At 64.5% G+C, this 21,193-nt stretch carries 19 protein-coding genes; 8 read left to right on the forward strand and 11 right to left on the reverse strand.

Annotated elements, in window-relative coordinates; genetic code table 11:
* Positions 1 to 42 precede the first annotated feature (42 nt).
* On the reverse strand, positions 43 to 1,026 hold the full coding sequence (locus GUY30_RS13430; protein ID WP_167198523.1) for a YihY/virulence factor BrkB family protein: 984 nt from the start codon (positions 1,024 to 1,026) through the stop codon (positions 43 to 45).
* 26 nt (positions 1,027 to 1,052) lie between these two features.
* Positions 1,053 to 2,138 (reverse strand): AI-2E family transporter, encoded by a 1,086-nt coding sequence (locus GUY30_RS13435; protein WP_167198526.1) that lies wholly within the window; start codon positions 2,136 to 2,138, stop codon positions 1,053 to 1,055.
* Between the two features lie 176 nt (positions 2,139 to 2,314).
* Here GUY30_RS13435 and GUY30_RS13440 point away from each other — a divergent pair, with 176 nt between their 5' ends.
* From GUY30_RS13440 to GUY30_RS13460, 5 genes are all read left to right on the forward strand, one after another.
* On the forward strand, positions 2,315 to 3,436 hold the full coding sequence (locus GUY30_RS13440) for a phosphatase PAP2 family protein (protein ID WP_167198529.1): 1,122 nt from the start codon (positions 2,315 to 2,317) through the stop codon (positions 3,434 to 3,436).
* A gap of 195 nt (positions 3,437 to 3,631) precedes the next feature.
* Positions 3,632 to 5,425 (forward strand): DEAD/DEAH box helicase, encoded by a 1,794-nt coding sequence (locus GUY30_RS13445; protein WP_167198532.1) that lies wholly within the window; start codon positions 3,632 to 3,634, stop codon positions 5,423 to 5,425.
* A gap of 105 nt (positions 5,426 to 5,530) precedes the next feature.
* Positions 5,531 to 6,109, forward strand: a complete 579-nt coding sequence (locus tag GUY30_RS13450) for a MarR family winged helix-turn-helix transcriptional regulator (RefSeq protein ID WP_167198535.1) — start codon at positions 5,531 to 5,533, stop codon at positions 6,107 to 6,109.
* A gap of 13 nt (positions 6,110 to 6,122) precedes the next feature.
* The gene (locus tag GUY30_RS13455) at positions 6,123 to 7,589 is read left to right on the forward strand and encodes a cryptochrome/photolyase family protein (protein WP_208091416.1); all 1,467 of its coding nucleotides are present in this window, start codon (positions 6,123 to 6,125) and stop codon (positions 7,587 to 7,589) included.
* Positions 7,586 to 8,452, forward strand: coding sequence for a Rossmann-fold NAD(P)-binding domain-containing protein (locus GUY30_RS13460; RefSeq protein ID WP_167198538.1), 867 nt, complete (start codon positions 7,586 to 7,588; stop codon positions 8,450 to 8,452). The genes GUY30_RS13455 and GUY30_RS13460 overlap by 4 nt, the downstream gene beginning before the upstream one ends.
* 22 nt (positions 8,453 to 8,474) lie before the next feature.
* Here GUY30_RS13460 and GUY30_RS13465 read toward each other — a convergent pair whose 3' ends face one another.
* From GUY30_RS13465 to GUY30_RS13475, 3 genes are all read right to left on the reverse strand, one after another.
* Complete coding sequence (locus GUY30_RS13465) at positions 8,475 to 10,019, reverse strand: SDR family oxidoreductase (protein ID WP_167198541.1); 1,545 nt, start codon at positions 10,017 to 10,019, stop codon at positions 8,475 to 8,477.
* A 98-nt stretch (positions 10,020 to 10,117) separates the two neighbouring features.
* Complete coding sequence (locus tag GUY30_RS13470) at positions 10,118 to 11,158, reverse strand: baeRF2 domain-containing protein (protein WP_167198545.1); 1,041 nt, start codon at positions 11,156 to 11,158, stop codon at positions 10,118 to 10,120.
* Between the two features lie 152 nt (positions 11,159 to 11,310).
* Complete coding sequence (locus GUY30_RS13475; protein WP_162835618.1) at positions 11,311 to 11,478, reverse strand: GPGG-motif small membrane protein; 168 nt, start codon at positions 11,476 to 11,478, stop codon at positions 11,311 to 11,313.
* A gap of 256 nt (positions 11,479 to 11,734) precedes the next feature.
* On the opposite strand from GUY30_RS13475, the gene GUY30_RS13480 reads away from it, so the two are divergent.
* Positions 11,735 to 12,700, forward strand: coding sequence for an NADP-dependent oxidoreductase (locus GUY30_RS13480; protein ID WP_208091417.1), 966 nt, complete (start codon positions 11,735 to 11,737; stop codon positions 12,698 to 12,700).
* Between the two features lie 107 nt (positions 12,701 to 12,807).
* On the opposite strand, the gene GUY30_RS13485 is transcribed toward GUY30_RS13480, so the two are convergent.
* Positions 12,808 to 12,981 (reverse strand): hypothetical protein, encoded by a 174-nt coding sequence (locus GUY30_RS13485; RefSeq protein WP_156483920.1) that lies wholly within the window; start codon positions 12,979 to 12,981, stop codon positions 12,808 to 12,810.
* 167 nt (positions 12,982 to 13,148) lie between these two features.
* Here GUY30_RS13485 and GUY30_RS13490 point away from each other — a divergent pair, with 167 nt between their 5' ends.
* Entirely contained in the window at positions 13,149 to 13,379 is a 231-nt protein-coding gene (locus GUY30_RS13490; protein ID WP_167198548.1) for a hypothetical protein, read from the forward strand.
* 94 nt (positions 13,380 to 13,473) lie between these two features.
* Here the strand turns inward: GUY30_RS13490 and GUY30_RS13495 are convergent, their stop codons facing one another.
* The 5 genes from GUY30_RS13495 to GUY30_RS13515 are packed head-to-tail and all read right to left on the reverse strand — an operon-like array spanning position 13,474 to position 19,696.
* Positions 13,474 to 15,252, reverse strand: a complete 1,779-nt coding sequence (locus tag GUY30_RS13495; protein ID WP_167198551.1) for an ABC transporter ATP-binding protein — start codon at positions 15,250 to 15,252, stop codon at positions 13,474 to 13,476.
* The gene (locus tag GUY30_RS13500; RefSeq protein WP_208091418.1) at positions 15,252 to 16,169 is read right to left on the reverse strand and encodes an ABC transporter permease; all 918 of its coding nucleotides are present in this window, start codon (positions 16,167 to 16,169) and stop codon (positions 15,252 to 15,254) included. Before GUY30_RS13500 ends, GUY30_RS13495 begins: the two co-directional genes overlap by 1 nt.
* Positions 16,166 to 17,119 (reverse strand): ABC transporter permease, encoded by a 954-nt coding sequence (locus tag GUY30_RS13505; protein WP_039206970.1) that lies wholly within the window; start codon positions 17,117 to 17,119, stop codon positions 16,166 to 16,168. Before GUY30_RS13505 ends, GUY30_RS13500 begins: the two co-directional genes overlap by 4 nt.
* A 1-nt stretch (position 17,120) precedes the next feature.
* Positions 17,121 to 18,668 (reverse strand): ABC transporter substrate-binding protein, encoded by a 1,548-nt coding sequence (locus tag GUY30_RS13510; RefSeq protein ID WP_167198554.1) that lies wholly within the window; start codon positions 18,666 to 18,668, stop codon positions 17,121 to 17,123.
* A complete protein-coding gene (locus GUY30_RS13515; RefSeq protein ID WP_228281356.1) occupies positions 18,665 to 19,696 on the reverse strand; it encodes a TetR/AcrR family transcriptional regulator in 1,032 nt (343 codons plus the stop codon). The genes GUY30_RS13510 and GUY30_RS13515 overlap by 4 nt, the downstream gene beginning before the upstream one ends.
* Before the next feature lie 698 nt (positions 19,697 to 20,394).
* Between GUY30_RS13515 and GUY30_RS17795 the strand changes: the two genes are divergently transcribed.
* Positions 20,395 to 21,132 carry a stealth family protein gene (locus tag GUY30_RS17795; RefSeq protein ID WP_208091419.1) on the forward strand — a complete coding sequence of 246 codons (738 nt, stop codon included), beginning with the start codon at positions 20,395 to 20,397 and terminating at the stop codon, positions 21,130 to 21,132.
* Positions 21,133 to 21,193 lie beyond the last annotated feature (61 nt).

Raw genomic sequence — 21,193 nt, forward strand, 5'->3', positions numbered from 1 at the left:
TGCGGTCGGCGCCCAGCGGACGCCGACGAGACGGGCTTCCGGTCAGCGGCCCGTGGCCTGGTTCCTCGGCCCCGAGTTGCTGTGACTGCGGTCAGCAGGACGCCCCTGGCTGCCGTGAGTGCGGTCAGCAGGACGCCCCTGGCTGCCGCGATCCGAACGACCGCCTCCCGTCGGCCGTCGGAACAGCACGTCTGCGTCACCGTCGGACTGCCGTTGCCGCTCGCGTTCGATCTCGGCGTCGAACTCGGCGCCGAGGAGCAGCGAGAGGTTGACCATCCACACCCAGACGAGCCCGACGATCACTCCCCCGATCGACCCATAGGTGACGTTGTAGCTGCTGAAATTGTTGATGTAGAGCACGAAGCAGGCCGAGACGGCAAGCAGCACGAACATGGCGACGAACGCACCGAGGCTGACCCACCGGAACTTCGACCGCCTGACGTTCGGGGTCACGTAGTAGAGCAGGGCGATGAGCAGCATGACGAAGAAGACGAAGACCGGCCATCTGACCACGTTCCAGATCAACAAAGCAGTCGCGCCCATTCCGATGAGCTCGCCGAGCGTTTCGGCGATGGGCCCGGACAGCACGAGCAGCAGCCCCAGAGCGGCCAGGACGATAAGCGTGACCACGGTCATCAGGAGCATGAGCGGCTTGAACTTCCAATACGGTCTGGTCTCCTCGACCCGGTAGACAGCGTTCAGGGCACGACCGAGCGCGCCGATGTATTTCGACGATGACCAGATCGCCAGCAGCAGGCTGCCGATGAGGGTGACTCCGGCCGAAGACGACTCGGTGAGTTCGACGATGAGCGGGCGGATCGCCGAGGCCGCCTCGGCCGAGACTCCGTGGACCAGGGAGAGCACCGCCTTCGTGGTCGACTCGGCTTCCCCGACCACGCCGAGCAGTGACACCATGGCGAGGATCGCCGGGGCAGCAGAGAGCAGAGCGTAGAAGCTCAGCCCGGCAGCTCTGTCGAGGCACTCGTCGTCGCGCAGACGCCGAAGCGCGCCCCTGACGATCTCCAATCGGTTCAACCGTGGCCCGGCCCTTCTCAACGCTGTCCCACTCTGTAGTCTTTGGCCGTATGGATCATCGCATTGAGAGTCGCGATGACCGGCACGGAGAAGAAAGCCCCGGCGATGCCCGCCACCGCTGCTCCCGCTGTCACCCCGAGGATCACCGCCAGGGGGTGGATCTTCACTGTGGGCCCTGTCAGCCACGGCTGCAGAACGTGGCTTTCGAGCTGTTGGACGACGATGACGATCCCGAGCATGATCAGGCCGTGCACCCACCCGTTGAAGAGCAGCGCCAAGCCCACCGCGACCGCTCCGCCCACGATCGCTCCGACGAACGGCACGAAGGCACCGAGGAAGACCACCATGGCGATCGGCACCGCCAAGGGGACGCCGAGGATCAGAGCACCCACTCCGATTCCGATCGCATCGCTGGCCGCGACGACGAGCTGGATCCGAATGAAGTTCGTCAGCGTCTTCCAACCGGCCTCACCGGCCGCGAAGATCCGCGCATGCGCCTTCTTCGGCCAGATGTTGACGACCCAGGTCCAGATGCCGCGCCCGTCGATGAGCGCGAAGAGGGTGACGAACAGGATGATGATGACGCCTTCGATGACATGAGCCGCCGTCGTGCCCACCTCGGCGGCACCGGAGCCGAGACCGGCGGCGTTGTCCTGCAGCCACTTCCCCGAGGAATCGACGAGATCATTGAGTTTGGCTTCGGTGAGTCCGAACGGCTGCGTGGCCAAGAGCTGCTTCGCCGCGTCCAGGGTCGTCGCCACCTGCTTCTGGATCTCAGGTATCTCACTTCTGATCTGAAAGGTGATGAGGAGGACGAGCCCGGCCAACAGGCCGAGGACGACCACCCAGACGGTGACCACCGCCAACCATTTCGGCCACCGATGCCGCAGCAGGAACGTCGACATGGGGACCAGGAGGGCAGAGAGCACGAGGCCGGCCAGGAATGGAACGACGATCTGTGCGACCTGCAGTGCCACGAAGATCGCGACTGTGATTCCCGCGATGATCACCAGCAGGTATCCGGTGAAACGGGCACCTAGTTTGAGTCCCTCGGGTATCGGGTCATCGCGATTCGGAGGCGCGTTCAATGGACCTTCTGTCATGGACCAACACTAATGCCGCGAGCCGCACAGTGGGTGGGCCATTCTGTTCTGGTCCGCCGGCACGGGCGAGACGGGCTACGGTCAGCGGCTTCCGAGGAAAATCCGAAGATGTACTAAAAGTGAATTACTACGGTGTTCCGATGACCAGATTGCGACGTTGGCCCTACACCTTTGCCATGGCTCTCGCTCTCCTCGTCGGAGCGGTCGCCATGTTCTCCTCCCTCTACCTCGATCTCCCGTTGCGGGATCCCGACGGTTTCCTCGGACCCTCATACATTCGGTTGCCCTTGTTGGCTCTCGGATTCATCGGCGGCGGTCTGGTCGTGGAAGCAGTGAGGCGAAACGGGTGGCGGAATCTGCCGACGACCATCGCCGACATCGCCCGGAAGGAGTGGAACACCCACCGGCTGCTGTGCATCGGCGCCGGACTGCTGAGCTTCTACATCTGCTACGTCGCCTATCGCAATCTCAAGAGCGTGCTGCCGGTGTACCGCGAAGGCACCCTCTTCGATCGGCAGCTGTTCCGGCTCGACAACTGGCTCAGCTTCGGACACACCCCGTCGGTGTTGCTGCACGATCTCCTCGGCACCGGCATCGCGGCGAACTTCCTGTCCATCGCCTACCTCGCCTACCTTCCGGCCATCCCGATCACCCTCGGCGGGTTCCTCGTGCTCAACCGCAATCACAGAATCGGCGCCTGGCTCGCGACGACGTTGAGCCTCAATTGGGTTCTCGGCACGGTCAGCTACTACCTCCTGCCCTCGGTCGGACCGGTGTTCAGCCATCCCGAGGCCTACCGTGCTCTTCCCGATACCGGAGTCAGTCAGCTCCAGGAATCCCTCATCGACACCCGGCTCGCGTATCTCAGCAATCCCATCGGCAGCGACTCCATCCAGGGTGTCGCCGCGTTCGCTTCGCTCCACGTCTCGGTGACCTTCGCCGCGGCTCTCTTCATGACGCTGACGAAACAGAAGCGCATCGTCCAGACGATCACGTGGGTCTTCTTCGCAGTCACCGTCGTGGCCACCCTCTACTTCGGCTGGCACTACATCCTCGACGACATCGCCGGAATCGGCATCGGCTGGGCGTCGGTGGCCATCGGGGCATGGGCTACCGGGCGACGCAGGCCACGTCGTAAGCCGACCGTACCCGTACTCGCAGAGTCGGAATCGACCGTGCCCGGCACCGTGCCCAGTTCAATGCCCGACACCGAGGCGGCTTCCCTCGAACCGCTCGACGCCGTCCCGGACACCGCCTCGGAGCTGTCAACCGACGAACGACTCGGCCGTCCGGCTTAAGCCTGGCGGGGCCGGGCATCCCACCGGCGGATTCTGCTCGCGACCCCGCCGGCGGTATACTGAAGGTACTTGCGAACCCGTTTTCGGGTTCCCTGCGTCGTCAGGACGCCTCGTCTCTGCAGCTGGGTGAAAGAACCCGCGCATTTCCGAAGCTGTTTTCTCTCGGCGATCGAGAGCGCCGACAGCGCTCATTCCATGACCGGAAGCGGCTGCCTGCCACCTATTCACGGCACCAGCACGCCCTCCGGCACGTCGAAGGGCCACCCCATCACTACGTCACAGACTCGCACCAATCCCCGCAACACCCGCACCCGCGGCAGCAACAACCGAAACACCAACACAACCAGCACCGGCAATCGCACGAAGAAGGCCACTCAGGCACCGACCACCTTCGCCGAATTCGGAGTTCCCCAGAAGCTGGTCGACACGCTCAGCAAGGAAGGCAAGACCCAGGCTTTCCCGATCCAGCAGGACACCCTGCCCGACACGCTGGCCGGCCGCGATGTGCTCGGCCGCGGAAAGACCGGGTCCGGCAAGACCCTGGCCTTCTCCATTCCGCTCGTCACCCGCCTGGCCGAATCCGGCAAAGGATCCCAGAAGTTCCGCCACCCGCGCGGACTCGTCCTTGCCCCCACCCGTGAGCTCGCCACGCAGATCACCGAGGTCATCGACCCGTTGGCCAAGGCCGTGGGCCTGAGGACGACGACGATCTTCGGCGGCGTCAAACAGAAGCGGCAGGAGACTGCACTCAACTCCGGCGTCGACATCGTCGTGGCCTGCCCCGGCCGCCTCGAGGACCTGCTCCAGCAGGACATTCTCACGCTTGAGAACATCGAGGTCACCATCCTCGACGAGGCCGATCACATGGCTGACCTCGGCTTCCTTCCCGGAGTCACCCGCATCCTCAAGCAGACCCCGGCCGAGGGACAGCGGATGTTCTTCTCCGCCACCTTGGACAACGACGTCGACAAGCTCGTCCGTCGTTTCCTCCACAACGAGGTTCTGCACTCCGTCGACGAGGCGACCTCGCATGTGTCGGCCATGACCCACCACGTGTTCGAGGTGTCGGTCGACGACAAGAACGAACTCGTGCACAAGCTCGCCTCCGGCACGGGCCGCCGCATCCTCTTCACCCGCACGAAGCACCGAGCCAAGCGCTTCGCCCGCCAACTCACGGCAGCGGGCATTCCCGCCGTCGACCTGCACGGCAACCTGTCGCAGGGCGCGCGCGATCGCAACCTCGCCGCGTTCACCGATGGTGAGGCGAAGGTGCTCGTGGCCACGGACATCGCCGCCCGCGGCGTCCACGTCGACTCCGTCGAGCTCGTCGTCCACGTCGATCCCCCGACCGAGCACAAGGCGTACCTGCACCGCTCCGGTCGCACCGCACGTGCCGGCAGCGCCGGTGACGTCGTCACGGTGATGACCGCCGAAGAGCGCAAGGACACTCAGATCCTCCTGCGCAAGGCCGCCATCAAGGCGACCCCGCAGAAGGTCACCGCCGACTCCCCCGAGGTGACCGAGCTCGTCGGTGAGATCGCCGAGTACGTCGCCCCGCAGCCGAAGGAACCCATCCAGCCGCGCAAGAAGACCGGACCTTCCACGTCGAATGGTCGTTCATCCCGCCGTCGCCGAGGTGGCCGTAGCGGACGCGGCGGAAGCTCGGGTCGCGATGCCGCCGGCAACGGCGGCAGCGACCGCAGCCGTGGGAACTCGACCGCCACCGGTGGCGGTCGCAGCGGCGAATCGCGTCGCAGCGAGAGCGGCGGCCGGGGCGCCGGGCACACCAGCGAGAGAAATCGTCGTCGCGAGAACTCCCGCGGCGGCCGCTCCGGCAATGGCCGCTCGGGCGGTCAGCGCGCGGAATCTTCGAGTCGTCAGCCGAGCAGCCGCCGCACGTCCGAATCCCGCGGCACCAGCCCCGAGACTCGTCGCCGCAACCGCACCCGTGCCGGAGGTTCGCAGCAGGTCTACTCGACCAGCAGCTGACACCCTCACGATGCAATAACTCTCTGCATATACTACACTTTGGTGTACTGTATGCGGAGAGTTATTCTTCTACGACCGAGGGACGGGAATCAGTAGGATTGCGGCATGGAGCCATCGGAGGCCGCGGGCGCTCACGACCCGATCGCAGAGAACATGTACACCGGATCGCAGAACAGCTTTCCCGGCGACCTCATCGACTCCTCCGACCTGTCGGACGCCGACCGCGAGCAGATCGCTCAGCTCATGAACGCGCTTGCCCGACTGCGCGAGGCCGAGCGCACCCTCTCCGAGGCTTCGCGCAGATTCATGAAGCTCAGCGAACAGGACATGCGTGCGCTGCACTATCTCATCGCAGCGAAGCGGCAGAACGCGGTGGTGACTCCGAAGATGCTGTCTGCCCACATGGTCATGTCGGCGGCCTCGGTGACGAAGCTGATCAATCGCCTGGAGCGGGAGGGGCATGTCATCAGGAAGCTGCATCCCAGCGATCGCCGGGCATACGCCATCGACGTCACTGCGGCGACAGCACGCTCGGCACGAGAGACTGTGGGACGTGCTCAGGCCAGACGAGTCCATGCCGCCGCCGACCTCACCAGCCGCGAACGCGATGCCGTCATCCGCTTCCTCGACGGCATGGCCGAGGAGCTGTCCCTGAGCAACGCCGACTGGGCGAAGCAGCTGTGATCGGAGGTCCCCGGTGAGCCACGACCGTGAGCACCTGACCCTCGTCTGGTTCCGCGACGACCTGCGGGTCGACGACCACGAGGCACTGACCGAAGCCCGCGCCGACGGTCAGGTCATCGGCCTCTGGATCAGAGAGTGTCGCGATGACGACGGGCTGGGCCCACGCCCGCTGGGAGGGGCCGCTCGCTGGTGGGCACACGAGTCCCTGCGAGCCCTGGAGTCAGAACTCGCGACGCTCGGGATCCCGCTGCTCTTCGCCGCAGGTTCTGCCGCAGACATCATCCCCCGAGCCGCCGCGGACCTGGAGGTCGATGCGGTCCGCTGGTCGCGCCGCTATGCACCGGCCTCCCGTGACCTCGACGCGCAGATCAAGACGCGGCTGACCGATGCCGGGTGTCCGGCGCACTCCCATTGCGGTGCGCTTCTCGTCGAGCCTTGGACGGTCAGCCCGCAGGGCGGAGACTTCTACAAGGTCTTCACCCCGTTCTTCAAAGCCGTCCGCGATTGCACAGTCGGCGACGTCCTCCCTCCGCCTGCCGAACAGAAGCCTCTGTCCGATGCGCGACGGAAATCCCTGGACGAGCACCCCTGGGTGCGCAGCCTCGAGAGTCTCGGTCTGCTCGACGGGACCGATACGGCCTCCGGCGATTTCGCTTCGGCTCGGACTCCGCAATGGTGGCGCACGACCGTGGCCGAGCACTGGAATCCCGGGAGTCGGGAGGCCCTCCGGAAGCTGCAGGAGCTGAGCGAGGCCATCGGCGACTACGCCGAGTCGCACGATGTCCCGGCCGACCCCGACAGTACGTCCGGCCTGTCGCCGCGACTGCGCTTCGGCGAACTCTCCCCCCGCCAGCTGCTGGCAGCGGCCCTGGACATACCGGAGGTGCGGGACGATGATCGGCAGGCATGGATCCGCCAGCTCTACTGGCGCGAGTTCTCCTGGCACCTGGCCTATCACCTGCCGGGCGTCGAATCCGAACCGATGCGACCTGAATTCGCGTCCTTCCCCTATGAGGACGACCCCGAGGCACTCGACCACTGGTGCAGCGGCACGACCGGGATCGACCTCGTCGACGCCGGCATGGCTCAGCTGTGGCAGACCGGATGGATGCACAATCGAGTGCGGATGGCCACGGCGAGCTTCCTGACGAAGAATCTGCTCATCCACTGGTGGCACGGCGAACAGTGGTTCTGGGACACGCTCGTCGATGCCGACGAAGCGAACAATCCGGTGTCGTGGCAATGGGTGGCCGGGTGCGGAGCCGATGCGGCTCCGTATTTTCGGATCTTCAATCCCGAACGCCAACGTGAGCGTTTCGATCCCGACTGCGAGTACGTGGGCAGGTGGTTGGGCCGCGGTCCGGGCGGTCTCACTCGGGCGGAACGCTCGCAGAATGATCGCGAGCCGATCGTCGATCTCAAGGCATCGCGCCAGGCGGCATTGGCCGCCTATGACCGGATGAAGAGTGAGGCGAAATGAGCACGACGAACGGTCGCAGGATTCTCATGGCCGGGTGCGGAGACCTGGGCACACGGCTGGGCCTGCGACTGGTCGACCAGGGGCACCGGGTGATCGGACTGCGCCGACGCGTCTCCGAACTGCCCGACGCCTTCGAGACGATCAGTATGGACCTCTCCGGATTCGGAGCTCCCGGCCGCACTGATGCAGAAGTCCCTACCCGCAGCGATTCGCGGTTAAACGAACTTGACGCGGTTGTCATCACTCTCACCCCGGACGAGCCGACCCGGGCCGGATACGAACACTCGTACCTCCACGGGCTGAGGGGGCTTGCCCGCGTGCTCGGGTCACAGCCGGGCCGAGTCGTCCTGGTCTCCTCCACGCGTGTCCTTGCGGAGGACCCGACGCGTGTGATCACCGAAGACGCTCCACTCGCCCCAGGGTCCGGGCCGGGTGAGGTCCTCGCTGCGGCCGAGTCCGAGGCGGCCGAGCTCTTCGACCACCTCACCATCGTCCGCCCGGCTGGTATCTACGGACCTGGCCGCACCCGCCTCATCGACTCCGTGCGACGCGGCCAGCGGTTCAACCATCAGCGGTGGACGAATCGCATCCACCGAAACGACCTCGTGCGCGGCCTCGAGCGCTTGGCACTCGGCTCGGAACCGCCGGACCTGGTCCACGCTGTCGATTCGCTTCCTGCCCAGATGGGCGACGTCGCCGCCTTCATCGCCGGCCGCCTCGGCGTGCCCGTCCCCGGCCATGCCGACGACGAGAAGCCGAGCGGCAAACGGATCGACGGAACTCGCTTCGGCTCGCTCATGGGCGAACTCGGCTACCCCACGTACCGGCACGGCTTCGCTTCGATGCTGACGACAGCCCCCTGATCATGGACAAAACCGGGAACGTTCAGGCTCGGCGCCGCGCCTCGGCTGCGATGTTCTTCGCCATCGCGGGAAAGATGAAGCGATGAAACGGGGCGACGAGGGCCCAGTAGATGCGGCCTCGCACTCCAATGGGGATGAAGGTCGCCGTCTGGTGATACTCACAGCCTTCGACTGAGTCTGTCAGAGCGAATTCGAGCCACGCGTGACCGGAGACCTTCATCTCGGCGCGCAGCAGAAGACGAGAGTTCGGCTCCAGCTGTTCGACTCGCCACCAGTCGACGGGATCGCCGATGCGCAGGCTGTCGGGCAGCCGTCGGCCCCGGTTGAGGCCAGCGCCTCCGACTGCTTTGTCCCAGATCCCACGAATCTTCCATGCGAGCGGCCACGAGTACCAGCCGTTGGTCCCACCGATCCCCTCGATCACAGGCCACACCTCGGCGGCGCTGACACCGCTGATCGTCGTCGACCGCTCATCGGTGAAGATGCGCCGGCCGGACCACTTCGGATCACTGGGCGACGGCTGGGCCGCCTCGTCGAGCTCTCCGGCGTCGGCGTCCCAGTTCGTATCCACGGCACCTTCGACTTCGCGGCGCAGGGCGAGTCGGACGGCGTCGGCGAACCCGATGAGTCCGGACTCGGGCGGCGGGATGACCGCGTCGACGTCCTGGTCCGAGGCCACAGCATCCTCCTGCAAGGATTGGACGAGCGGCAAGGTGAGGCTGAACGGCAGCGGGGTGACCAACCCGACCCAGATGCCTGACAGCGTCGGTGCGGGAAGAGGCAAAGCGATGACGTGGCGGGGCTTGAGCCCTGCGACGGCAGCAAAAGTACGCATCACGTTCGCATAAGTGAGGATCTGACGTGAACCGATGTCGAAGGACCGGTTGACCGCCTCCTGCACATCGGCCGCGGAGAGAAGGTAGTAGAGCGCGTCCCGAACCGACAGCGGCTCGACACGGTTGGCCACCCAGTCCGGTGCCGGCATCCATCTGAGGGTCAGAGCGAGATGGCGAACCATCTCGAACGAGGCAGAGCCGGAGCCGATGATGATGCCGGCGTTGAAGACGATCGCGTCGACCTCGGAGTCGAGCAGAATGCGGCCGACGTTCGCCCGTGAGCGCATATGCTTTGACAGCTCACGTCCCTCCGGATGGAGCCCTCCGAGGTAGACGACGCGGCGGACGCCGGCGGACGCAGCCGCACTGGCGAAGCGCCTGGCTGCTTCGGCCTCAGCCGCCTCGAAGTCCCCACCGGACCCCATGGAATGCACCAGGTAATAGGCCGTATCGATGCCGCTGAGGCTGTCATCGAGACCGCGACCGGTGTCGAGGTCGACGGTTCTCACGTCGACGTCAGCCGCCCATGGAACCTGCTTGAGCTTCTCCGGTCGCCGCACCCCGGCCCGCACCTCGTGACCAGCCTGCAGCAGGCGAGGCACAAGGCGACCACCGATGTAGCCGGTCGCCCCGAGCACGAGGATACGGCGCGGGGTGCGGGTCTGTCGGATGACTTCGTCGCCGGGCGACTTCGAGTTGTGCGGGGTCAAGCATTTCGTCGGGCGATTCATCAGAGGATCCTTCCGGCCTGCCGAGATCGGCTGTCATGGACCAACCCTACACATTTTATTAACTCATTGGATACTATCTACCAGCAGATAGTTGCGCCTCAGTCCGCCAGCGCAGCGCCGACGTCGTAGCGGAGAATCGCAGCGATGCCTTCGGACATCGGCTCATGACTGAGCCCGATCTCTGCTGAGGACAGAACAGCTTGGGCGATGATGCCTGCTTCGCCCTCTGCCGCTTCGGCGTCGTCGAGCAGCAGGGTCGCCACCGCACCGCGCTCGACTGCCTTCGCGACTTCGGCGTGGCCTTCGACCGCACGGTCGTGGGCCTTGCTCTCGGCCAGCCGTTCGGAGTTCTCGGCCTCGCGCTCGCCGGCGAGTCTGGTCACGAGTGTTCGGACCGCCACATCGATCGCCTCTTCGGCACCGTCATCGTCATTGCCGCCTTCTGAGATCTCGTGAAGCAGCTCTTCGGCCCTTACGGACAGTTCGGCCTTGACGACAGTTCTGCCCTGCACTTCTCCTGCCAGGACGACGGCGTCGGGTGCATGATCGGTGATCAATCGGTCGATGAAGTCGGCGACCGCGCGCGCGTTGTCTTTGATGATCTCATCGACGCGGCGCCGGATCTGGTTGTGTGAGTAAGCTCCTCGCCGCGGCTTGTTGATGTCTTCGTCGTTGTCGCCGGTCACGTGGACCGGCTCGTTCTCGATGCGTTCGCGATCCGGGGTCACGCTCAGTTCACGGACGGCCGCACCATCCTGCCCGGCGATGACGAGAACGACGTCGAACTGTCTGGACTCCTGGCGGAGGTAGGCTCCGAGTTCGGGCACGTCTCCGTAGTGCGCCGCGTCGCCATCTCCCAACGCCGCGTCCCAATGTTCGTCCAGCAGAACTCCTTGTGAGTTCGCCACGATGGTCCGACCGTCCGTGTGCACCTCGGTGGGTTCATCGACGAGGATGATCGCATCGATGGACTCGAGGAGAGACTCCTCTGCCCCGCTTTCGGACAGCTGGTCTCGCAGCTCCGACCAGCGCAGACGCAGCTGCGTCTCGGCATCGGCTGAAGGAGTACGACCCTCAAGGTAGACCGTGGCATATGGACCGCCGCTCCCGTAGACCGTGCGCAAGTGACTGTGGTTCATCCCTTGTTCCTCCTCAGCATCTGTGTTTATCTGTCCGGACCCCGCGGGGACCCGCCGCGGTGTACGCGGTCTTCTTAGCCTGGCATTGTGCGGAGACCCCTGTAAACAGTCTTGACAACCCTGAGCCGGGCCTTTATCGATACGATCTCAGGTCAACTTCGCGGACCGGCCGGAGGCCCTCCGAAGAAGGCGGTCAGCACGGGACCGACGATGCAGGCGGCGATGAGACAGACGATGCCCAATTTGTACTCCTTTCGGAACAGAGCGAGGACGCCAGACAGGGCCAGAACTCCTGCGATGACCCACAAGACGATGAGCATGATATTCTCCTTCTCTCCGCGAGGCAGGACGTCTCGATCGTCGGTTCGCCCAACTACACAATGGTCTTCATCGTGACACCTCTCACTCCCGCTGACAACGGCCCGAGCCTGACAATGGACCCCTGCGAAGACAGACGGTCAGCTCATCGACGACTTCGCCATCGAACAGCAGGGCCCCGCTGCACTCGGCCGCAATGCACCATCGCCCCGGGGATTGTCAGGCCAGCTTCGGCTTCTGAAGTGACACAATGGGAATATGAACACCGAGATCAACACCGAAACGATGATGCGCGCCGTCAGTCAGCAGACTTTTGGAAGCGCCGACGTCCTCGAAATCACCGAGATCCCACGACCGAAGCCCCGCCCCAACGAAATCCTTGTGAAAGTCCACGCTGCGGGTCTCAACCCGACCGATTGGAAGCACCGTTCCGGCCACGGCTTCGTCGACGATCTGCCATTGGTGCTCGGCTGGGACGTCTCCGGAGTGGTCGAAGCCGTCGGCATCGGCGTCGCGACGTTCGCGCCCGGAGACGAGGTGTTCGGCATGCTGTCGTATCCGTTTGGGCTCGGCTCCCACGCCGAATACGTCGCCGCCCCGGCCAGATTCTTCGCGTCGAAACCCCGATCGGTCGACCATGTGCAGGCGGGAGCACTCCCCCTCGCCTCTCTGACCGCTTGGCAGGCGCTCGTCGACAACGCCGGCTTACAGCCCGGACAGCGTGTGCTGATTCACGCGGCCGCAGGCGGCGTCGGGCACATAGCCGTACAGATCGCGAAATCGCTGGGCGCATACGTGATCGGAACCGCGAGTTCGGCGAAGCACGGCTTCCTGCGCGAGCTCGGCGTCGATGAGGTCGTCGACTACCGCACAGAGGACCTAACCGAGCGAGTGCAAGACGTCGACGCGGTGCTCGACACGATCGGCGGTGACACGGCAATGCGCTCCCTGCACACGCTTCGAAAGGGCGGCTCTCTCGTGTCGCTCATCCCTGTCGGCTCCGCTGATCTCCTTCGCGAAGCAGATCAGCTCGGAGTGCGAGCACTTCGGATGCTCGTGGACTCCTCGCGCAGCACACTGGAAACCATCTCCGGGCTCGTCGACGACGGTGCACTGCGTGCCACAATCGCCGGCACTTTCCCGCTCTCGAAGGCAGCAGAAGCCCACCGAGAGGGCGAGACCAACCGCACCACCGGCAAACTCGTACTCACAATGGACGAGTAGGCCAAGCGCAATCTGGTCAGTTCCTCAGTCGAAGCGGCACTATGCTCACTGCCGCGACGCAGGGCCCGGCACCTGTGCATCGGTGCCGGGCCCTGCGATCACGGAAGTCAGTAGTGTGCTGGCGGATCGCTCGCGGGGAAGGACTCTTCCTCCCACTCATCGACCAATTCGTCCTCTTTCTCCTTCGACGCGGAATCCGTGCCGGGCATTTCCGCAACGTCATCCCTGGCTCCCTCGGGGGCCACTTTCGGATCCTTCTCGTCTTCGCTGAAATCGCTCATCACGATCATCCCTTCTCTATCGAGTGTACGAACCTATGCTGACACGCTTTGATCCAACTGGGTAGGGGTGCGGGCATGTTGGCATGAGGCATTACGGGGGTGCCGCTCGGCAGAGGCACCACGTAGACTGATCACCTATCCGCGCTCTCCAGCGAAAGGTGACCAGAATGTCAACCGACGACAACAGCACCGAAGGCAACACATCAGACAGCATGCGCAAAGCTGCGGAGAACCTCGATCACGAGGCCGGAGGTGCACCGTCATCCGAGTACCTCGATAAGGTCGATCCCGACGACTTCGGCCGCACCGATGAAACCGGCGAGGATGAGGACCGCGACGAGGATGCCGCCTCCGACGATAACGCATCGGCGAACGGTTCTACCTCGACTGATCGCTGACGACCTTCAGAGCATCGTCGGCTCACAACACAGTTTGGGGCGGGTAGCACCTGTTTGAACAGGTGCTACCCGCCCCAAACTGTGCCACAAGCCCTCAGAACTTCGGCACGTCGGCGATCAGCGCCCGCGTGTACTCGTGCGTCGGGTTCTCGAGCACCTGCGCGGTCGGACCGTAATCGACGATTTTGCCCTGGTTGAGCACCGCAAGATTGTCGGCGATGTGCCGGGAGAGTGCGATGTTGTGCGTGACGAAGAGCATCGCCAGCTGACGTTCCTCCCGCAAGCTCCGCAGCAGGGCGACGATCGATGCCTGCACGCTGACGTCGAGCGCCGAGGTGATCTCATCACAGACCATCACCGACGGTGCGTTGACCAGCGCACGGGCGATCGCCGCCCTCTGCCGCTCACCACCGGAGAGGTCACCGGGGCGCCGGTGGTAGAACGTCCGTCCCAGACGCACCGAATCCAGCGCCTCCTCGACAGCGGCCTTCCGGCTCGCGGCCGTTCCCTGACCGCTCATCTCCAATGGCACCGTCAGCGACTGACCGATGGATCGTCGCGGATTGAGTGAGGAGAACGGCGACTGGAACACGTACTGGATGCCCACGCGCTCCTCGTTCGTGCGCTTGCGCGTCGACCGCGCCAGCTCCGTTCCGCGCAGCTTCACCGAGCCCTTGTAGTCGTCGTTGAGCCCGGCCACACACTGCGACAGAGTTGTCTTACCCGACCCGGATTCTCCGAGCAGCATCGTGCACTCCCCCGGCTCGAGCGTCAGGTTGATCCCGTCGAGGATCTGCGTCTTCCCGTAGGCGAGCGCCACATCTTTGACCTCGAGCAGAGGCGCAGTCACCGAGGGGGCCTCACCGCCCCCATCCCTCACCGAGGCGGCCGCCCCGTCAGCATCGGTCCGTTCCGTTTCCGAATCGCCGGACTTCTCCCCCGCCGACACGAGGATATGTGTCTTCTCATCAGCCTCGACGACGGCTTTCGCTTCCGCGGCCCCGTCACCGATCGTCTTCCGCCCGGCCAAGTCCGGCACCGCTGCCATGAGCATCTTCGTGTACTCATGCTGCGGACGTTCGAGCACTGCCGACACCGGTCCCTCTTCGACGAGGTCGCCGCGCAGCATCACGGCCACTCGGTCGGAGATGTCCTTGATCACCGCGAGGTCGTGGGTGATGTAGAGACCGGCGACGTTGTTCGCCACCGTCATCTGCCGGATCGTGTCGAGCACGACCGACTGCGTGGACACGTCCAGACCCGTCGTCGGTTCGTCGAGAATGAGCACGTCAGGATACATGGCGAAGGCCATGGCGATGCCGATGCGCTGCTGCTGACCGCCGGAGAGCTGATGGGGCCAGCGTCGCTGATAGGCACGATCCCCGGGCAAGCCGACGTCAACGAGCACCTCTGCAACGCGATCAGCTCGCTCACGATCCGAGGCTCCGAAGTCGTGGATGTCGAGGACCTCCCGGATCTGCTCGCCCACACGCATTGCCGGGTTGAGCGAGAGTGCCGGATCCTGGGGGATGTACGCGATTCGGGATCCGCGCAGATCCCGCAGGGCCACCTCGTCGAGTTCGCCGACCTCGAGGTGGGTGGCGTCACCGCGCGGCCAGATGCTCACGGATCCCGACCCGAACTTCAGGCCTTCCCGGAAGTGTCCCATGCAGGCCAGACCGGCCGTGGTCTTACCGGAACCGGACTCGCCCACGAGCCCGAGGATCTCTCCTCGGGACAGGGCGAAGTCGACACCGTGGAGGATCTCATCCCCGGCGTTCGTCAGCACGCGCAGGTCGCTGACGCGCAGGACGATCTTCTCGTTCGGTTCGTTTGCATCGTCGTGGCGAACGGTCTCTGTCTTCGGGCTCATCATGCCTCCACGGATGTTGATGCGGTGGCTCGGGCGAAGGAGTCCGCGAGCAGGTTGGTGCCAATGGTCAGCAGTGCGATCGCGATGACCGGCAGCAGCACACCCCAGGGTTGGATGGACAGGGCGATGCGGTTCTCGTTGATCATCAGACCCCAGTCAGCCGCCGGCGGCTGCAGACCGAGTCCGAGGAACGACAGCGAGGCGATATAGCCGATCGAGTAGGTCAGGCGCAGCCCTGCCTCGACGCTCAGCGGTCCGGTGATGTTGGGCAGCAGCTCACGCAGCAGCACCTTCCACCGGGGCATCGCGTACATCTCCGCGGCCTTGATGTAGTCCTCGGTGATGACGCCCAGGGTCGCTGACCGCGCCACGCGGGCGATGCGCGGGGCGTGGGTGAGGCCGATGACGGTCACGAGCACCCACCCCTGCGGTCCGAGCACCGTGATCGCCAGCAGGGCGAACACGAGCTGCGGGATGGCGAGGATGACATCGTTGAGTCGCATGATCACGGCGTCGAAGGTTCCGCCGACATAGGCGGCGAGCATGCCGATGATCGCGCCGACGACCATGCCGAGCGCGGTGGCGAGCACACCGTAGATTATGAGCGTCACACCGCCGGCGAGGAACCGGGAGAGCACATCGCGGCCCAGGTTGTCGGAGCCGAAGAGCCCGTAGGGACTGAACGGCTTCGTGACGAACTCGGTGGCGGTGTTGCCGGTCGCCCAGGGCAGCAGCAACGGCCCGCACAAGGCGAGCAGCGTGACCACCACAGTGATGATCAGGCCGATCTTGCCCTGTTTCTGGGCGAGCACCCGCTTGTAGAAGGGAACATAGGTGGTGGCGGATTCCTTGGGCACCTCAGCGGCATCGGTGGCCGCGGACTTGAGGTCATCAAGACTGTTGGCGTCGGTGCTCATGCTGCGCTCCTGAGTTTCGGGTTGGTGAGGATGCCGACGACATCGGCCGCCAGGTTCACCACGACGTAGACGGCGGCGACGAGCATGGAGATCGCTTGGACGACCTGCACGTCACGGTAGGTCACCGCATCGATGAGTGCTTGGCCGAGTCCCGGGTAGCGGAAGAGGAACTCGACGACGACCACGCCGCCGGCCAGCCAGGCCAGCTGGATCGCGACGACCTGAGCGACCGGTCCGAGTGCGTGGGGCACGGCATGGCGCATGATCACGCGCTTCTCCGGGACACCCTTGAGCCGCGCCATTTCGACGAATCCGGAGTCGAGGACTTCGATCATCGTCGCCCGCATCATCCGCACAATATAGGGCGTGACGACGAGGATGAGAGTCAAGGTGGGCAGGATCAGCTGTTCCGGCCGGTTCCACACGGGCTCTCCCGGCGGGGCCAGGGTCACGGCCGGCAGGATCTGGAACACCGAGGTGGCGAAGATGGCGATGAGGCCGATGCCGATGACGAATTCGGGCATGGCCGCGAGCACGAGGCTGATTCCGGTCATCCCCTGGTCGCGACGCTTCCCGCGGTGCAGGGCCTGGTAGACGCCGAGGCCGATGCCCAAGGGCACGGAGATGATCGCAGCCAGTCCCATGAGGATGAAGGAAGCCCCGATCCGATCGCCGAGGAGTGCGCCGACCGATCCTCCCGTCGCCGAGGAGGTTCCGAAGTCTCCGACGAAGAGTCCTCCCAGCCAGGTGAAGTACCGCTGCCAGGCGGGTTGGTCGAGTCCCAGCTGTTCGTTCAGGGCCGCGATGCGCTCCGGGGTGGCCTGCTGGCCGAGGATCGCTCGGGCGGCATCGCCGGGCAGCAGCAGGGTGGCGCCGAAGACGAGCAGCGAGACCGCGATGAGGATGAACGCGGAGAACAGCAGCCGCTTACCGATGACTTTTCCGAACATGTCAGACCTCTCCGATCCATACGCGGTCGAATCTCCAACCGCTCAGCGGACGTCCTGTCGAGTTGGGGACGAGCCCTCCGACGTACTTCTGGAAGGCGTCGACCTGGTTGGCGAAGCCCCAGACGATGTATCCGCCCTCGTCGTAGAGCATCTTCTGCAGCTCGTGCTCGAGGTCCCGGCGCTTCTCGGGCTCCGGAATCGCGCGGGCCTTGTCGAAGACCTTGTTGAACTGCGGGTCGTCCCAGTGGGTTTCGTTGAACGGCGATTCGTCCAGGGCGCAGGAGATGACCTGCGGCATGAAGTCGCGGGTATACCAGAAGTCCTGGGCGAAATCCCATTTGAGGTAGCCGTCGCCGAAGAACGTGGTGGCGTCGACCTTGCGGATCTTGACCCGGATTCCGGCGTCGGCGGCCTGCTGAGCGAAGACCTGGGCGGCTTCGACGGCTCCGGATTGGATGGGGGCGGTGACGAGTTCGACGTCGAGTCCGTCGGGGTAGCCCGCCTCGGCGAGGAGCTTCTTCGCTTTGTCCAGGTCCTGTTTGCGCTGCGGGAACTTCGGGTAGTTCTCGCTCAGCGGCCCGAACATGTCGTTGCCCACGGTGCCATAGCCCGAGAGCACCTGTTCGATCATCTGTTCGCGGTCGACGACGAGGCGGAAGGCCTGCCGGACCTTGACGTCGTCGAAGGGCTTCTTGTCCACCCGCATGGTGAAGGGCAGCCACATGCCGGTCTTCGAGTTGAGGATGGACATGCGCTCATCGGCGTCGATGACTTCGACGAGCGCGAGCGGGATGCCGGCGATCGCGTCGACCTGGGTGGACAGGAGGGCGTTGATGAGGGCGTCGTCGTCGTTGAAGTTGAGGATCTCAACCTCGTCGAGGTACATCTTGTCGAAGTCGAAGTAGTGCTCGTTGGGCACGAGCACCGTCGACTGAGCGGCGGTGAAGGATTTGAGTTTGAACGGTCCCGAGCACACCGGGTTCTCCGGATCGTAGCCGACGGGGACGATGGCGGCGGTGTATTCGGCGACGGCGTCCTTGAACAGGCCGTTAGATTCGTTGAGTCGGAACTCGACGGTGCGATCGTCCTTGGCGACGACTTTCTCCAGCATGGAGAAGTTCGCTGCCGCGGTCTTCGGGTCGTCGGGATCGTTGATCCTCTCGAACGTGAACACGACGTCTTCGGAGGTGATCGGTTTGCCGTCGGAGAATTTGAGGCCCTCTTTCAGTGTGCACGTCCACACGGTGGAGTCGCAGTTGGCCTTGATCGATTCGGCCAGCAGCGGCACGACCTGGGAGTCGTCGTCCCAGCCGTAGAGGGCGTTGTAGAGGTTGACGGTTCTCGCGATGTCACCGTTGTTGACGGGGATGTGGGCGTCGATGGTGTCCGCGGAGTTGCCGCCGGTGACGCCGACGCGCAGGGTTCCGCCCTTGACGGGTTCGCCGGCGTCGGCGGCGCCGACTTCCCCGCCGCCGCAGGCGCTCAAGCCCGCGACGCCGGCGACGGCAAGGCCTGCCCCCAGCGCTTGTCTTCGGTTCGGTGTATTCATGTGCCTTCTTCCTGGGACGTCGGTTCGGGCCGGCTGCCTGAGGCGACCCGGTCTGACTTCGGGATTGGACTGCCAAAGGAGTGCGTATCGTCGCTGAGGACGTGGGCGGCGAGGTAGTTCTCGAGCATGGTCAGCGCTTCGTCATCGGTGATGGGCATGTGTTCGGTGGTGCGGGCCACGCCGAGGCCGTCGATGAAGATCGACAGGGATTTGACCAGGAGTGCGGTATCGCCGGAGCGGATCCTGCCGGATCGTTGGCCGCCGTCGATGACGGTGGTGATCATGTCCATCCATTCGCCGTAGACGGCGGTGAGGTTCGCGCGGGCGCTTTCGTCGGTGGCCGCACGGGCCCAGCACTGGAGCCAGATCGACCACACTCTTCGGATCTTCGGGTCGACTCCGGCATGGATGCGTGCGAAGTGGCGGAGCACGCCGATGGGGTCGGAGGAGTCGTTGAGGTGGCGGGTCTCGGCGATGACATCGAGGGAGTGCCGTAGGGCCGACTGCAGCAGCTGGTCTTTCGTCCGGAAGTGGTAGTTCACCGCCGAGGCGCTCACCCCGGCCGCGTCGGCGACATCCTCGGTGCGGACCTTGTCGATGCCGAGATCGGCGTAGAGCCGCCAGGCGGCCGCGATGATCTTCAGCCGATTGCGAGTGCCCTTCGACATCCACTCGGGCACCGGTGTCCGCGGCGGCGTCTCGGCCGCCGGCATCGGACCGGCGGTGTGATCCTCACCCGGACCAGCGGGCACGACCGGAAGGTCAGCGACGATGCTTCGCCGAGGCGGCCGTGTTGTTCTCCCGGTCGTGAGCCAGTCCGTGGTGACCTCGGTGAGTTCGGCGATGAGCGAGATCTCCTCGACCCTGAACTTCCGAGTCCCGGCTAGAGATTTCGAGAGTTTGCTGGCGTCGAGCCCGATGTGCCGGGCGACTTCGCTGTGGTTGATTCCAGTGCCTTTGATGGCGGTGCGGACACGGCTGACCAGCGTCGTCTCTGTGCTGTCAGCACCGTTGCCTGTCGTAACCACCACTCAAGTCTGCACAGAAGTTGCGATTTTGGCAAGACTTACTGGGGTTTTAGGTAGTAGATCGTGATGCTCGGGCGAGTCAACGATGAGCACTTCGCAGACAGCAATCTTGAGGTTCGTCAGCACGTTGATAGCCATTCTTCGGGCAGGGACGATAGAGTCGCACTCAATGAACCTTGGCGGTATCCCCTTCTCACTGCCGCCCATCCCCTGATTCCGGTATAACGCAAGGAGGCGTTACCAGAATGTGGTACTCACCGTCGTCGGTGCGTTCGTTCCTCGCCGACAGGTTGACGCCTGATCGCAAAGCCTGGTTCTCTCGAACGCGCCATGGTGAACAGCCCTGGCAGAAATCGGCTGCTCTCAGACATCGCGCGTCGACCGCGAACGGCTCTTCGACGAGACTGCGGGTCTACGACGCCCGTGACGAGCAGATTCAGGCGCTCTCGGCGGTGCGCTCCGCATTAGCCGGCGCCGACATCGAATTCGCGGAGCTCCCCCGGCTGAGCCACTTCCGCCCGACGTTGGTCGTCGATGCGGAGAATACTGATGCAGTCGTTGCTGCCTTGTCGGATCTTCCCAACGAGGGAGGCGTTGAGACGCACGGGGATGACACCTGGTCGGTCCGGTTTCGCAATGTCCGAGGTGCGAGGTTGAGTCGGAGAACTGCGCGCGAACGCCCGGCCAGGCTCGGCAGCGTGACATGCCTGCGCCGTCTCCGCGCCGGCAACGGCAGAGAACTCACCACTTCGGCGCTGACCATCACTGTCGAATTGTGGAAGCAGGTGAACGAGAATGTGCCCCGGGCCGACGGAGCCTGTCACCTGCCCGGAACCCTGGTCCGACGCCAGAACGATCACTCCCTCACCGTCGACTACATCGAACCGACGGCCTGGTACGCCGCCGTCGCCAATGACAATCGGCTCAGGCTGCCTGCACCGCAGCTTCGAGTGCTCAGCGAACCCGTCGACGCCGTCTACACCTGGGTAGACGGCGCCGACCCCGAATGGCGAGCGCGAATGCAAGCCACTCGAGACGGCGTCGATCTGAGAACGAACGCGCCCAGCTCCGTCTCCGACTCTCGGTTCACGTCCCGCGATGAGCTGCGATTCTCTCTGCGTTCGCTCGAATACTACGCATCATGGGTGCGAAAGATCTTCATCGTCACGGACCGTCAAGTTCCATCGTGGTTGGACACCGACGATCCGAAGATCAGTGTGGTCGACCACAGGGACATCTTCTCCGATCCCAGCGTGCTTCCCGTCTTCAATTCGCACGCCATCGAATCGCAGCTGCATCACATCCCAGGACTGGCCGACCACTACCTCTACCTCAATGACGACTGCTTCTTCCTCCGCCCGACAGGTCCGGAACTGTTCTTCACCGCCAATGGCCTGAGGCACGCCTGTCGAGCATCAGCATCGAAGGCAGCGTGATCTCTATTGGTGTGACTCTCAGCGGAGCAGCTGCGTCGGATCCCGATTGGGCTCTGCTGCG

The organism is Brevibacterium pigmentatum (assembly GCF_011617465.1).
GTDB lineage: Bacteria > Actinomycetota > Actinomycetes > Actinomycetales > Brevibacteriaceae > Brevibacterium > Brevibacterium pigmentatum.

Bases quoted from the DNA above. Each gene is read 5' to 3' on its own strand.
- GUY30_RS13470 (WP_167198545.1), bottom strand. From the start codon at position 11,158: ATGAACCACAGTCACTTGCGCACGGTCTACGGGAGCGGCGGTCCATAT.
- GUY30_RS13465 (WP_167198541.1), bottom strand. From the start codon at position 10,019: ATGAATCGCCCGACGAAATGCTTGACCCCGCACAACTCGAAGTCGCCC.
- GUY30_RS13500 (WP_208091418.1), bottom strand. From the start codon at position 16,169: ATGAGCACCGACGCCAACAGTCTTGATGACCTCAAGTCCGCGGCCACC.
- GUY30_RS13490 (WP_167198548.1), top strand. From the start codon at position 13,149: ATGTCAACCGACGACAACAGCACCGAAGGCAACACATCAGACAGCATG.
- GUY30_RS13480 (WP_208091417.1), top strand. From the start codon at position 11,735: ATGAACACCGAGATCAACACCGAAACGATGATGCGCGCCGTCAGTCAG.
- GUY30_RS13495 (WP_167198551.1), bottom strand. From the start codon at position 15,252: ATGAGCCCGAAGACAGAGACCGTTCGCCACGACGATGCAAACGAACCG.
- GUY30_RS13485 (WP_156483920.1), bottom strand. From the start codon at position 12,981: ATGAGCGATTTCAGCGAAGACGAGAAGGATCCGAAAGTGGCCCCCGAG.
- GUY30_RS13460 (WP_167198538.1), top strand. From the start codon at position 7,586: ATGAGCACGACGAACGGTCGCAGGATTCTCATGGCCGGGTGCGGAGAC.
- GUY30_RS13475 (WP_162835618.1), bottom strand. From the start codon at position 11,478: ATGCTCATCGTCTTGTGGGTCATCGCAGGAGTTCTGGCCCTGTCTGGC.
- GUY30_RS13440 (WP_167198529.1), top strand. From the start codon at position 2,315: ATGGCTCTCGCTCTCCTCGTCGGAGCGGTCGCCATGTTCTCCTCCCTC.
- GUY30_RS13510 (WP_167198554.1), bottom strand. From the start codon at position 18,668: ATGAATACACCGAACCGAAGACAAGCGCTGGGGGCAGGCCTTGCCGTC.
- GUY30_RS13435 (WP_167198526.1), bottom strand. From the start codon at position 2,138: ATGACAGAAGGTCCATTGAACGCGCCTCCGAATCGCGATGACCCGATA.
- GUY30_RS13505 (WP_039206970.1), bottom strand. From the start codon at position 17,119: ATGTTCGGAAAAGTCATCGGTAAGCGGCTGCTGTTCTCCGCGTTCATC.
- GUY30_RS13450 (WP_167198535.1), top strand. From the start codon at position 5,531: ATGGAGCCATCGGAGGCCGCGGGCGCTCACGACCCGATCGCAGAGAAC.
- GUY30_RS13445 (WP_167198532.1), top strand. From the start codon at position 3,632: ATGACCGGAAGCGGCTGCCTGCCACCTATTCACGGCACCAGCACGCCC.